Origin of the sequence: Parabacteroides sp. PH5-46 (genome assembly GCF_029892785.1) — a bacterium.
Lineage (GTDB): Bacteria > Bacteroidota > Bacteroidia > Bacteroidales > Tannerellaceae > DFXE01.
Genome location: NZ_JARXXA010000010.1, coordinates 26,896 through 41,575 on the forward strand (window position 1 = coordinate 26,896; position 14,680 = coordinate 41,575).

9 protein-coding genes are annotated in these 14,680 nt (G+C 47.3%); 8 read left to right on the forward strand and 1 reads right to left on the reverse strand.

Features of this window, described 5'->3' with window-relative positions:
• The first annotated feature begins 1 nt into the window (after position 1).
• The 8 genes from M2470_RS11440 to M2470_RS11475 all read left to right on the forward strand — a co-directional run bounded on the left by M2470_RS11440 (position 2) and on the right by M2470_RS11475 (position 14,028).
• Positions 2 to 1,495, forward strand: coding sequence for a RagB/SusD family nutrient uptake outer membrane protein (locus M2470_RS11440; RefSeq protein WP_280745212.1), 1,494 nt, complete (start codon positions 2 to 4; stop codon positions 1,493 to 1,495).
• 82 nt (positions 1,496 to 1,577) lie between these two features.
• Positions 1,578 to 3,119 (forward strand): sulfatase, encoded by a 1,542-nt coding sequence (locus M2470_RS11445; protein WP_280745211.1) that lies wholly within the window; start codon positions 1,578 to 1,580, stop codon positions 3,117 to 3,119.
• Between the two features lie 14 nt (positions 3,120 to 3,133).
• Positions 3,134 to 4,570, forward strand: coding sequence for a sulfatase (locus tag M2470_RS11450; RefSeq protein ID WP_280745210.1), 1,437 nt, complete (start codon positions 3,134 to 3,136; stop codon positions 4,568 to 4,570).
• A gap of 13 nt (positions 4,571 to 4,583) precedes the next feature.
• Positions 4,584 to 6,179 (forward strand): sulfatase, encoded by a 1,596-nt coding sequence (locus M2470_RS11455; protein ID WP_280745209.1) that lies wholly within the window; start codon positions 4,584 to 4,586, stop codon positions 6,177 to 6,179.
• A 110-nt stretch (positions 6,180 to 6,289) separates the two neighbouring features.
• Positions 6,290 to 7,198 (forward strand): SPOR domain-containing protein, encoded by a 909-nt coding sequence (locus M2470_RS11460; protein WP_280745208.1) that lies wholly within the window; start codon positions 6,290 to 6,292, stop codon positions 7,196 to 7,198.
• Positions 7,199 to 7,211: 13 nt separating this feature from the next.
• The gene (locus M2470_RS11465; RefSeq protein WP_280745207.1) at positions 7,212 to 9,212 is read left to right on the forward strand and encodes a tetratricopeptide repeat protein; all 2,001 of its coding nucleotides are present in this window, start codon (positions 7,212 to 7,214) and stop codon (positions 9,210 to 9,212) included.
• Between the two features lie 250 nt (positions 9,213 to 9,462).
• Positions 9,463 to 12,801: a TonB-dependent receptor gene (locus M2470_RS11470; protein WP_280745206.1), complete on the forward strand. Its 3,339-nt coding sequence runs from the start codon at positions 9,463 to 9,465 to the stop codon at positions 12,799 to 12,801.
• A gap of 12 nt (positions 12,802 to 12,813) precedes the next feature.
• Positions 12,814 to 14,028, forward strand: a complete 1,215-nt coding sequence (locus tag M2470_RS11475; protein ID WP_280745205.1) for an ectonucleotide pyrophosphatase/phosphodiesterase — start codon at positions 12,814 to 12,816, stop codon at positions 14,026 to 14,028.
• Here M2470_RS11475 and M2470_RS11480 read toward each other — a convergent pair.
• Entirely contained in the window at positions 14,021 to 14,677 is a 657-nt protein-coding gene (locus M2470_RS11480) for an ABC transporter ATP-binding protein (RefSeq protein ID WP_280745204.1), read from the reverse strand. The two genes, M2470_RS11475 and M2470_RS11480, sit on opposite strands and share 8 nt — an antisense overlap.
• Positions 14,678 to 14,680 lie beyond the last annotated feature (3 nt).

Consider the following 14,680-nt stretch of genomic DNA (forward strand, 5'->3'; position numbering starts at 1 on the left):
AATGAAAAAATCTATTATATATCTGTTTTCAGCCCTGGTTTTATCAGGCATGGCAGGCGGTTGTTCTTCTTTCCTGGATGAAAATCCGACAGACCGCCTGGTAGTAGGCAACTTCTATACCAGCGAAAAAGACGCTCAGGCGGCAGTAGATGCTACCTATGAACAATTAAACAGTCTTTACAACCGTCTGATGTATATGCTGGGGGAACTTCCTACCGACAATATGAAGAACGGTTTGGGTATGCCCAATCCTTTCCTGCAAGACCTGGAATTCCTGCGCCACAACTCGCAAAACACCTTTGTACGCGACATGTGGAAGAATTGCTATTCCGGTATATCAAGAGCAAATACGGCAATAAATAAAATTCCGGAGATTGAGAAAGTATCGGAAAGCAAGAAGAATCGTTTTGTAGCTGAAGCCAGCTTCCTGCGCGGACTCTTTTACTTCAATCTGGTACGCTACTTTGGGGATGTACCTCTGATTCTCAATCTGCAAACAGTAGAAGATGCCATGATAGCACGTACGCCTAAAGCTGAAGTGTACAACCAGATTATCCAGGATCTGACCTTTGCGGAAAATAATTTGCCGCTCCGTTCGGAATATTCGGACTCAGATGAAGGCCGCGTAAACCGTGGAGCAGCCAAGATACTACTGGGCAAAGTATATCTGACAATGGGTGAATTCCAGAAGGCTAAAGACAAACTGGCAGAAGTAGTGGAAAACGAAAGCACCTATGGTTTCGGATTGCATGATAACTATGGAGCCAACTGGAAAAACGATACGGAAGCAGGTATAGAAGCCGTATTCTATGTAGAGTACAAGGCGCCTCCTTTCAGAAACAATGGAGAAATGTCTCTGGCAGGTCCAAAATACTCTGTTCCCGTGCCTATTGGTGTAGCAGCTATGAACGAGGCAGATATACCTACCAAGGAATTGTACGACCAGTTTGATGATAAAGATGCTCGCAAGGCTGTGAACTTCCGGACAGAGTTTAAGCACTTCACTACCGGAGAGATCATTGTTTCCAGCATCCCTATCTCTGTTAAGTACTTTGTAGACGGATTGGCTACGGGTGACCACTGCGATGTAAACATGCACATCATCCGCTATGCCGATGCTGTGCTAATGTATGCCGAAGCTTTGAATGAAGCGGGCGAGTCGGCTAAGGCTCTCGAAACATTGAACAGAATCCGCAAACGCGCATACGGAGATGATTCGGGCAACTTCAAAGCCATGTCAAAAGACGAGTTCCGGGCTACTATCCTGAAGGAGCGTCGCTTGGAATTCCCGCACGAAGGACACCGCTGGTTCGACCTCGTACGCATGGGTGTCTTCGTAGAACGCATGAAAGCCCATAGCGCCTACGAAGCAGGCGTGGCAGAGGCTAACAAGACAGACATTGCCAAGAATATAAAAGATCACATGATATTGATGCCTATCCCTCAATCGGAGATAGACCTGAATCCAAACCTGGTACAAAATCCCGGTTGGTAATTATTCCTTAGCACAAGAGGCACAGAAGGGAGCTACTCCTCTGTGCCTTCGTGCTGAAACATCATACTAGTTAATCATTATTATGAAAGCAAAGTACATTCATCCTTTATTATTGTCCGTTGGCTTTGCGGGATACTGCTCTGCAGAAGCGCCCGATACAAAGGAACAAACGGCAGGCAAGAAGCCTCTAAATGTTGTGTTCATATTGTCCGACGATCACCGCTACGACTATATGGGATTCATGCAGACTGTTCCCTGGCTGGAAACGCCTCACATGGATCGCATGGCTCGTGAAGGAGCTCACATCAAAAACGCATTTGTTACTACTTCTCTCTCCTCCCCTAGCCGGGCGTCTATACTGACAGGCATGTATTCACACGCTCATAAGGTAGTAGATAATACGGCTCCTCTACCTACGGGACTGACCTTCTTCCCCGAATACCTGCAAAAGGCGGGCTATCAAACAGCCTTCTTCGGCAAATGGCATATGGGTAACGATTCGGGCGATCCGCAACCGGGCTTCCATCACTGGGAAGGCTTCAGAGGGCAAGGCGAATACTACAATCCGCGCATCAATACCAATGGCGAATGGATTCAGTACCAAGACAGCACTTATGTTACCGATCTGCTGACGGAACACGCCATAGACTTTATGAAAAAACAGCAGGCAAATAACGAACAGTTCTTTGTTTATCTTTCCCACAAAGGAGTACACGATAATTTCGCAGCCGCCAAACGCCATAGAGATTGCTACAAAGACAAAGAACTTGTATTACCCCCTTCCTTTAACACGCCCCATTACGGTATCAGTGAACTACCTACTATCGACCCGGCTACCGGCAAGGCCGCTTCCGGTAAAGACTATTATGGAGATAATATGATACCCGACTGGGTTAAGAGCCAACGCGAAAGCTGGCACGGGGTAGATTATTCCTATCACGGGCGTCCGTGGGACGTACAGGTAAGGAGGTATTGTGAAACCCTTCGCTCGGTAGACGAAAGCATCGGTTCGGTATTGGATTATCTGAAGGAAGCCGGCTTGGATGAGAACACATTGGTTATTTACATGGGCGACAATGGCTTTGCCTGGGGCGAACATGGATTGATAGACAAACGCCAGTTCTATGAAGAATCGGTAAGGGTTCCGATGCTGGCTCGTTGCCCCGCTTTATTCAAAGGGGGACTTGTGGTAGAAAATATGGTACAGAATGTAGACATCGCTCCTACCATCATGGATTATTTAGGACTGAACAAGGCTGAGCAAATGGTGGGTTATTCATTCATCCCGCTGCTGAAAGGTGAAAAGCCCGACTGGCGCGAGCGTATCTTCTACGAATACTATTGGGAACATGAGTTTCCGCAAACGCCTACCATGCACGGAGTTCGCACCGACCAATATAAATACATCCGTTATCATGGAATATGGGACACTAACGAGTTTTACGATTTGCAGAAAGACCCATACGAGATGCAGAACCTGATCGCCTCACCGGAGCATCAGGAAACAATTAAGCAATTGAATCACGCATTATACGACTGGCTGGAAGGTACAGACGGTATGAATATCCCGCTGAAAAGGACAGAACGTCCACATACCGACCACCGGAACATCAGAAATTACTAAAAACAGGATATATTATGTGGATGAAGAATGTAGTAGCAGGTGGTGCACTTCTGGCATCGGCCTCCTTGCAGGCGCAAACACCGCCTAACGTCGTATTGATTTTTCTGGACGACATGGGTTACGGAGACCTGACAATTACAGGCGCTTCCGGCTACAAAACACCAACAATCGACCGCCTGGCTAAAGAGGGTATGTTTTTCTCTCATTTCTATGCGGCCCAACCCATCAGCAGTGCCTCACGGGCAGGGATTATGACGGGTTGTTATCCGAACCGGGTAGGTATCAGCGGAGCTTTGATGCCGCAAGGAAATACGGGGCTGAACCCCAACGAAGAAACCATTGCCGAAGTATTGAAAACAAAAGGCTATACTTGTGCAGCGGTAGGCAAATGGCATCTGGGCCATCTGAAACCTTTCTTGCCGCTTCAGCAAGGTTTTGACGAATACCTGGGTATTCCTTATTCCAACGACATGTGGCCTGTAGATTACGAAGGCAACCGGGCAACACCGGCTTCCAACCTGCCGCATAAACTTCGCCACCCGGCCTTGCCATTGATTGACGGAAACGAGAAAGCACGCGAGATCTGGACACTTGGCGATCAGGGCGAGTTGACTACCTTGTACACCGAACGGGCTGTCCGCTTTATCAAACAGAATAAGGAAAAGCCGTTTTTCCTCTACCTGGCACATTCTATGCCGCATGTACCACTGGCTGTGTCTGACAAGTTTAAGGGGAAAAGCGAGCAGGGATTGTTTGGCGATGTGATGATGGAACTGGACTGGAGCGTACAACAGATTCTGAAAACTTTGGAAGAAAACGGGCTCGACGAGCAAACCCTCGTTATTTTCACCTCCGACAACGGCCCCTGGTATAACTTCGGAAACCACTCTGGAAGCAACGGAGGGCTACGCGAAGCCAAGGCTACAACCTTTGACGGGGGACAGCGAGTTCCTTGCCTGATGCGCTGGAAAGGCGTCATTCCCGAAGGAGTTGTTTGCAATCAGCTGGCGTCTACTATTGATATTTTGCCTACCTTAGCGGCTCTAAGCGGAGCTGCTTTGCCTCAAAAGAAAATAGACGGAGTAGATATCTCGCCTTTGATGAAAGGTGAAACAGAGGTATCACCCAGAGACCATTTCTTCTATTATTACGGGGTAAATAATCTGGAAGCCGTTCGCGATGGACGGTTTAAGCTGATTTTTCCGCACAAGCATGCCACCTATCTGGAACCGGCCAACGACGGATTCCCAGGGAAAGTAGGGCAAGACAAAATAGGACTGTCTTTGTATGACCTCCGCCGCGATCCGGGAGAACGCTTCGACGTGAAGGAGATGTATCCCGAGGTGGTTGAACGCTTATCGGCACTGGCTGAAAAAGCTAGGGAAGACATGGGCGACGACCTGACAAAGCGCGAAGGAGCCAACAGAAGGGAAATAGGGAAGGTTAATTAATAAACAAATAAAGATGAAAAGCTATCTCAAAACCAGAGCTTTAGTAGCTCCTACATTGTTATTGGCCGCCTGTGGATCCGGACAAAAGGAAGCGGAAGAAAAGCCGCTGAACATTATCCACATCATGACCGACGACCATTCGTACCAAACGATCAGCGCTTACGGGCATCCGATATCGAAACTGGCTCCTACGCCCAATCTGGACAGGCTGGCGTCTGAAGGAATGCTATTCAGGAAGGCTTTTGTTGAAAACTCACTTTCTACCCCCAGCCGCGCTTGTCTGATGACCGGTTTATACAGCCATCAAAACGGGCAACGCCAGCTTGGCAAAGGAATTGATAGTACGAAAGTATTTTTCTCTGAGATATTACAGCAACACGGATACCAAACGGGCGTAGTGGGCAAGTGGCATATGCAATGCGAGCCGAAGGGCTTTGATTATTATCATGTGTTATGGGATCAGGGCGACTACTACAATCCTGAATTTAAAAGCAAGAAAAGTAACGGAGCCTACGTAAAGGAAGAAGGTTACGCTACTACGCTTACCACCGACCACGCCATCGAATTTCTGGAAGAAAGGAATCCCGACAAACCCTTCTGCCTCCTGGTACATCACAAAGCCCCGCACCGTAACTGGATGCCGGAAGGCAAATACCTGGACTTGTATGAAGAGATAGACTTCCCGCTTCCGGAAACCTTCTACGACGATTACAACACTCGCTGCGAAGCGGCTCGTACACAACAAATGCGCATCGAAAACGATATGACACTGGTGTACGACCTGAAGGTAGACGAATTGAAATCCGGAGATATACAACCGAACGATTGGTTGACCAAGTCCTGGAATGCCTCGCTGGATCGCATGACACCCGAACAACGCGACGCATGGATGGCTGCCTACAAACCCAAAAACGAAGCCTTCATCGCCCAGAACCTAAGTGGCGACGAACTGCTGAAATGGAAGTACCAGCGCTACTTGAAAGACTACCTGCGCTGCATCAAGACGATTGACGATGAAGTAGGACGCCTGATCGCTTATCTGGAGGAAGAAGGCCTGATGGAAAACACCGTGATTGTTTACACTTCCGATCAGGGCTTTTATATGGGCGAACACGGCTGGTTTGACAAGCGCTTTATGTACGAAGAATCGTTCCGCACGCCGCTGATCATTCGTCATCCGTCTAAGATAAAAGCCGGTAGCGTTTGTGATGCCTTGGTGCAGAACCTGGATTATGCTCCTACCTACCTGGCATTGGCCGGGATAGAGAAGCCTGCCTTTATGGAAGGAACCTCTTTAGTTCCACTCTTTAGTGGGCAGACACCAAACGACTGGCGCGAATACCTGTACTACCATTATTATGATTATCCGGCGATCCATCAGGTACGCCGTCACGACGGAGTTCGCGACAATCGCTACAAACTCATTCATTTCTACGGAGAGGCTAATCAGTACAACGCAGCTATCGACTGCAACGAACTATACGATCTGCAAAGCGACCCGAACGAGGTGAACAACCTCTACGGCAATCCCGCCTACGCAGAGGTGGTAAGCCGTCTGCAACAAAGGCTGGACAATTTCCGTCAGGACTTAAAGGTAGACGAATATTAAGTATTCAACCTGATACATTGAACGCTCCGTATCGAGCGTTTCCGAACGATGCCATAAAAACTTTTGTCTTTATGGCATTGTTGTATTATAAAAAATGTTACATTTGTAGTATGTTAAGGATAGTATCGCATCTTGAATGGTTATTGATGGTACATGATTTTGTGACTGTACCACAGATTGGAGGTTTTGTATTACAACCGATTCCCGCGTCTTATCATGCGGCTGAGCACCGTTTCAGCCCGATGCGGAAAGAGATCATGTTTAATACAACACTGAAGCATAATGACGGTTTGTTACTGGAATCGTACATGGACAGCTACCATGTAGATTACCCGGGAGCCTATCGGATGCTACAAGATGACGTAAATGAAATCAAAGACATGCTATACAAAGGGCTGACGGTTTCGCTGGGAACAATCGGCTCGTTCCGTCGGGGAAAAGAAGGGCAAATCATCTTCCTTTCTGCCGAGGCAAATCCGTTTGGTATCGAATCATACGGATTGGAAACTTTCCAGCTGAGGACCTTGCGTTCGTTGCAAAAAGAAGAAGCTGCCCTTGTTGCCAGTGAGCAGAAAAAGGAAAAAGATACGTTTTATATCCCGATCAACCGCAAAGTACTGCGCGGAATCGCTTCGGTAGCCGCTGCTATTGCGTTGTTCCTGATTGTTTCTACTCCGGTAAAAGAATTGGATACCAGTGCATACACAGCCAGCTTTATCCCTACTACAGTTATTTCCAACAGGGCTGGTGTTCAGCCGATCGTTAAAGTGAATAAAGAGGTAGCAACCCCTACATATTATTATGTGGTAGTAAGCAGTGTTAATTCACTTCAACAGGCCGATGAGTGCCTTGCCAGGATGAACCGCTCTGTTTTCAAACGCGCCAACAAGATAAAAGGAGGTAATAAGATACGGGTGTATGCCGACAAATTCAACAGCAAAGAGAAAGCAGACGCTTACCTGTCCAAGCTACGCACCAACCCTAAATATGCCGATGCTTGGGTATATTCAATCCCTTAAGTAATTAGCTTCATTGGAATTCCAGCTTGATACCGACAATAATGAATTTCAGGATGCGCTACGTTTAATAACCCATACGCGCCAGTCTGTTTTTTTAACCGGAAAAGCCGGAACAGGGAAATCCACCTTTCTTAAATACATATGCAAACATACGAAGAAGAAACACGTAGTGTTGGCTCCGACAGGCATTGCAGCCATTAATGCCGGAGGTGTAACGCTGCATTCATTCTTTAAGTTGCCGTTTCGTCCGATGTTGCCCGACGATCCGGATCTCAGCCAGACCGACCGCCGGATCTACGAGTTCTTTAAATACCGGAAGTCGCACCGCAAACTCCTCTCTGAGGTAGAATTAATCATAATAGACGAGATATCGATGGTACGAGCCGACACAATTGACTGTATCGACCGTATCCTGCGTGTTTTCTCGGGAAATATGCGTCTGCCTTTCGGTGGCAAGCAATTATTGTTTGTGGGAGATATCTATCAGCTTGAGCCTGTAGTACCTTCCGACCAGAAAGAAATATTAAGTCTCTTCTATGCCAGTCCGTTTTTCTTCTCGGCGCGGGTTTTCAAGGAAATAAACCTGGTACCGATAGAACTGCAGAAAGCTTACCGGCAAACCGATCCGGTATTCATTAATATATTAGACAGTATACGGAATAACACCACCCGCCAGCAAGAGCTCGACACCCTGAATGCCCGTTACTTCCCTACCTTTTCGCCCAGGAATGAAGATATGTATATCACCCTGGCTACCCGCCGCGACCACGTGGATTTTATCAACGAGAAGAAGCTGGCCGAATTGCCCGGAGAAGAGTACACCTGCGAAGGGGTCATAGAAGGTGATTTCCCGGAGTCTTCCCTGCCTACGCAGCTACACTTATCTATCAAGGAGCAGGCGCAGGTTATTTTTATCGACAACGATCCGGAACGAAGATGGGTCAACGGCACCATCGGAATGGTCTCGGGCATTGATGGAGAAGGTAACGTATTTGTCTTGCTCGAAAACGGGAAAGAGTATTTGATAGAACCAACCTCCTGGCGCAACTACCGATACAAATACAACGAAAAGGAGAAGCGGATAGAGGAGGAGATTATCGGTAGTTTTATACAGCTGCCCATTCGCCTGGCCTGGGCTATCACAGTGCATAAAAGTCAGGGGCTGACGTTTAGCCGGGTAGTAGTAGATCTGACAGGTGGGGTATTTGCAGGCGGGCAGACGTACGTGGCTCTCAGCCGCTGCACTACGCTTGAAGGTTTGGTACTGAAAACCAAAATAACGCCACGTGACATTTTTATTCGGAAGGAGATCGTAAACTTCAGCCAAATGTTCAACGACAAAATGCTGATTGACAAAGCGATCAAGGAAAGCGAGGCAGAATTACTTTATGCACAGGCTGCCGTCTGTTTCAACAAAGGGGAAATAAAAGAGGCTGTGGAGAGCTTCGCCTCTGCTATCGACAAACGGAACGAACTGGCTACCCCGTTGGCACAACGACTACTCCGGCTCAAATTACAACGCATCAACAGGCAGCAGGAGGAGATACAGAAATTACGCGACAAACTAGCCTGCCAGCAGAAGGTGCAGGAGGAGTACGCTCACGAATATTACCTCATGGGGAACGAATGTGTAACAAAAGCAGGCGATTATAACGCAGCAATCCGCAACTTCGACAAAGCCCTCAAACTCTACCCCCAATACCTCGACGCCTGGGTACGGAAAGGAATTACCCTGCTGGACACAAATAACAGTTACGAAGCACACGTCTGCTTCAACGAGGCTGTAAATATCAATCCCCAATCCTTCAAAGCCCGTTACAACCGGGGGAAATGCCTCATTGCTCTCAAACATTACGAAGAAGCTATCGCCGACCTGGACAAGGCTGTAAGCATAAAGCCCACACACGCTGCCGCCCACGAATACCTGGCCGAAGCCTACCGCTACACGGGCAATAACGAACTGGCCCAGCGCCACCAGGACATTGCCGACGAGCTACGCGAAAATAAGTCCTGACCTTTTTATTTTTGCTCGCATCCCGTTTCAAATAGCACGTGAGCAAGAAAAAACAGCACACATCCTATCTTCTACAAAAAGAAGCTGAACAATTTTGAGACGAAGATTGTTTTAAAATTAATTGTTGTAATTAAAAATTAACACTAACGTATTAAGAAATGATAACAAATGTATACCTTTGCAAAGACAAATTAGTAACCCTTATTAATAACTAAATAATTCAGCGATCAACACTAAACTACAAAAGATTATGAGGCGAACATTACTTCTCTTGACTTTTTCTTTTCTAACTCTTTCTTTCTTTGTAAAAGCACAGGTTACAACTGCCGGTATTAGCGGGAAAGTAACCGAGGTTTCATCTGAGCCAATGATTGGGGTGAATATCATGGCGACTCACACCCCTACCGGAACCGTTTACTTCACTGTTACCCAGCCAAACGGAACCTATTCTTTTAACAACCTCCGCATCGGAGGGCCTTACGTTGTAGACTTTACGTATGTAGGTTTTAACCCGGAAGCACGCACAGGTATTGTACTGGCATTGGGCGAAGAACTGAAACTGAATGTAAGCATGCGGGAAGATACCCAGTCGCTCGACGAAGTGGTTATCGTAGCCGACAGAAATGCCATCATTTCGGGCAACCGTACCGGAGCACAGGAAATTATTACACGGGACAAGATGGATAAACTTCCTACCCTGAACCGTTCATTAAACGACTTTACGAAGCTTACTCCCATGAGTAGCGGCAGTAACTTCGGAGGCGTTTCATACCGTTTCAACAATGTAACGGTAGACGGAGCCTCCTTTAACAACTCCTTCGGATTGAGTTCCGGCCTGGGAGCCAGCGGCACTGAGCCAATCTCGCTCGAAGCCCTGGAACAAATACAGGTAATGATCGCCCCTTACGACGTGAGAAACGGAGGCTTCACAGGAGCAGGAATCAACTCTGTAACCAAATCAGGATCGAATGAGTACCATGCCTCAGTATATATGTACACGAAGAGTCCGTCCATGCGAGGCTACCGTGTAAAAGACGAAATATTGTCTGTCAAAGAGTTCTCGAACCATCAATACGGGCTCAGTTTGTCGGGTCCGATCATCAAGAACAAATTGTTCTATTTCATCAATGCCGAAATGGACCGCGTGGAAGAACCGGTAACCTATACCACCGAAAACTCCGCTCCAACGGCTGAAGCGTTAAGCGACTTGTCTCAGTTCTTGTCAGACCAGCTCGGTTACAATCCCGGCGGCTTCGACGTATCAAAAACAAAGACACAGGCAGACCGCATCACGGCGCGAATAGACTGGAACATCAACCCCAAAAACGTATTGAGCGTAAAATATTATTACCTCAAGTCTTATAATACAAACAGGCCTTCTACATCCGGAGCGCCCAAGAACGGACGCGGGCCTAACGAGTACGCCATCCCGTTCTCTTCCAGCTTTTATCGTACCAATAACAACTTCAACATCTGGATGGCCGACCTGAATACCACCATCAACGACCGGATGAGTAATTACCTGAAAGTGGGTTATTCACGCCTTCGTGATTTCCGTGATATGGACGGGGGCTTCTTCCCTCAGGTGGACATCCTGGACGGTAATGGTCAGGCATATACCACCTTTGGAACGGAAGCCAACTCGTATAACAACCAACTGGATACCGATATCTTCCAGATTCAGGACAACCTGGTAGTGAACCTTGGAAAACATCAGCTAACCTTTGGTACACAGAGTGATTACCGCCAGTTCAAGAATGGTTTCGCACAGAATTATCCAGGCTCCTGGCTGTTTGCTTCTATCGATGACTTTAAGTTTAACGTACTTGCCAGCAAAGATTATCTGGCTAAAAACGGCAGTATGCAAGGGTTCAATTTAGGTCAGTACGACCCGGCTCAGTTTGCAGGTTACAACCTGAATCCGGTAGCAGGTGGTTTGACAAACGCCGTAGCTTCGGGCTCAGCCAATACATCGTATAGACAAAAATATGCAATTGGTGATAAATTCCCCTTCTCGGAAGTAAATGTATTTCAGATTGGACTATACGTACAGGACAAATGGACTGTTAGCGATAAGCTGAACCTTACCCTGGGTTTGCGTATGGATATGCCGATCTTTACTACAGACCTGCCAACCAACGATAAAGTGGCAGCCGAAACCTATCGTGACGGAATGAAGATAGATGTTTCCAAATATCCCAATGCTAAACCACTGTTCTCTCCCCGCTTAGGATTTAACTATAATCCGCTGGAAGACGAATCGCTACAGCTACGCGGAGGAACAGGTTTGTTCTCGGGTACGCCTCCTTACGTATGGATCAGCAACCAGGCAGGTAACAACGGCGTATTGTTTGGTGACCTGAACCTGAAAGATGATAAGCTACCCTCACTTGGTTTTACAGGAGATATCAACACTTACAGACCCTCTGACGGCACAGCGCCACGAGCAGACATTTCTATCACTGATCCGGACTTTAAATACCCGAACCTGTGGAAGAGTAACCTGGCAGCCGATTATAAATTCCTGGACGGCTGGGTTGCAACGGTAGAGCTTCTTTACTCAAAGGACTTGAATGCCATTTATCATGACAACATCGGATTGGAAACCACCGACAAGTTTATAAACGATGGAGGCTCAGGAAATGCACGTCCGTTCTATACCGGAGAATACTATAGCAGTCTGGAAGGCAATCAGAAAGCCGCCAACAACGTAATCATGCTACGCAATACCAATAAAGGCTATTCTTTCTATACGACCTTGCAGTTGCAAAAAACCTTCAGAGGCACGCTGAAAGGATTGTACCTGAATGGTTCTTATTCCTTCGGTAAGTCAAAAAGCGTGACAGACGGAACATCATCGGTTGCTTACTCTGCCTGGAGATACCGTCCGGCTTTGAATCCTAATGCAGAAGAGTTGGGTTACAGCGCAGGTTCGTTCAATGGCCGCTTGCTGCTGTCTGCTTCATATACAGCCGACTGGTGCAAAACAATGGCTACCAACATCGGTTTGATTTATCAACGTTACCGTCCGTTCCGCTACTCGTATGTGTATAACGGAGACGCCAATGGCGACAGACTATCCGGCAACGACCTGATGTATATCCCCAGAAACTTCGACGAAGTAAAAGACCATCTGGTAGCAGGCAAGTTTGATTCTCAGGAAGATGCCTGGAAAGCTATGGACGCCTTTATCGAACAAGACGACTACCTGAGAAAAAACAGAGGGAAGTATGCCGAACGTAACGGAGCCGTTACTCCATACGCCAACCAGCTGGATTTAAGTTTGTATCACGACATCAAGATTTTCCAGAAGAATGGCCGTCCGCATACCCTGCGTTTCAGCTTTGATATTGCCAACTTCCTGAATTTACTGAATAAGGATTGGGGTGTTCATCAGACGACTTACCTGGGAAGCCAGAGCAGTCCGCAATTCCAGTTCCTGACAGTTGTTTCCAAGGAGAAACCTTCTGCCGATAACAATTACACATTAAAATATGAAATGCAGAAGGACTTATCCGATACGTATAAGACCAATATAGGAGACATTTCCTGCTGGCAGATGCAGTTTGGTATCAAATATATTTTCTGATAATAATATAATATGTATAAGACATTCTTTTTTCCGGGCGTATGTGTTTTTCTGTTGATTAGCATCATACTGCCCGGATGCTCTACCGCTAAAACAACAGGAGAGTACGTGGTTGTTTTGTCACTGGACGGCTTCCGTTCAGATTACATAGGTAAGGCCAAAACTCCTACACTCGACTCATTGGCAAAAGTGGGTGTCAAATCTGCTTTCCGCCCGTCTTTCCCCAGCGTTACATTCCCGAACCATTATACCCTGGCTACCGGGCTACATCCTGATCATCACGGGCTGGTGAACAATTTCTTCTATGCGCCAGACCTAGACTTAACGTACCGTTTGGGAGACAACACAGCCGTTACTAACCCGGACTTCTACGGAGGTGAGCCCATCTGGAACACAGCGGAAAAACAAGGGGTGAAAACAGGCGTTTACTTCTGGGTAGGCAGCGAGGCGCCCGTACAGAAGATGTGGCCGTCTATATGCAAACCCTACGACAAGTCCATCCCCTATACCAATAGAGCCGACTCTGTTATCTCCTGGCTCGAGCGACCCAAAAAAGAACGCCCCCGATTGGTTATGTGGTACATAGAAGAGCCTGACGGCATCGGACATTCCGCCACGCCAGAGGGTGTTGCCACCTACGAGATGATAGAGAAGTTGGATAGTGTACTGAACTATTACTTCACAAAAGCCCGCAAACTAAAAGACTTCAAGAAGATAGACTTTATCGTCCTTTCCGATCACGGAATGGCCACCTACTATCCGGACAAATACGTCAACCTGAACGACTACCTGCCAAGGGATAGTTTCGACTACGTATTCGACGGAGTACCCACACTGCTCTATCCCAAGAAGAGCTATGTAGACAGCGCCCTGGCTATCCTGCAAAATGTACCGCACATCAAGGCATACAAGAAGGATGAAGTGCCCGAGCAGTTCGTTTACAGAAAGAATCCCCGCATTGGCGACATCGTGGTGATTCCCGACATCGGAACCTATGTACAATTCCGTCCGGAATCCCGTCCACGCCTGGCCGCTACGCACGGGTACGACAATTTCGCGCCCGAAATGGAAGCCATCTTCTACGCAGCCGGCCCATCGTTCAAGAAAAACACGGTATTACCGGTTATGGCGAATGTGAATTTATACCTCATTATAGCCAACTTACTGAACCTGGATCCGGCTCCAAACGACGGGGATATAGAGGTCGTAAAGAAGCTATTTAAATAAAAGAGACTACCTCCTTCCCTTCCGAGATCACTTTGGGATCATGGCTGGCAATGATAAAACTCATACCGGTTTGCGTGTTTAAATCGCGCATCAACCGGATGATGTTTTCAGCATTTCGCTTATCCAGATTGGCTGTAGGCTCATCGGCAAAGATCACTTTGGGCTGAGTTACGATAGCACGTGCGATGGCCACCCGCTGCTGCTCCCCTCCTGATAGCTCGCCCGGCTTTTGCTTCAGTTTGTCTTTCAGTCCAACCAGTTCCAGCATGTAGCGGGCTTTCTCGGCTTGCTCTTTCCGGCTGTAGCTAAACAACGTCAGAGGGAGCTCCACATTCTCCAAAGCTGTCAGGACAGGTATCAGGTTGAACGACTGGAAAACGAAACCGAAATTCTTCTTCCGCAACTCAGTAAGCGATTTATCTTTCTCGAAATGCACCTCCTGGTCTTCGAATAAGTAGGAGCCGCTGTCCGGCTTATCTAAGGTAGCCAGAATGTTCAGGAGGGTTGATTTTCCAGAGCCCGACGGTCCGGCCAGAATCGAGAAACAGCCTCTCTCAAAGGTATAGGAGAAGTCAGTTAATACCTGGTTTTTAATCTTCCCCGTCTGGTAATATTTATGGATATTGGATAGTTTTATTAAAGTATTCATATT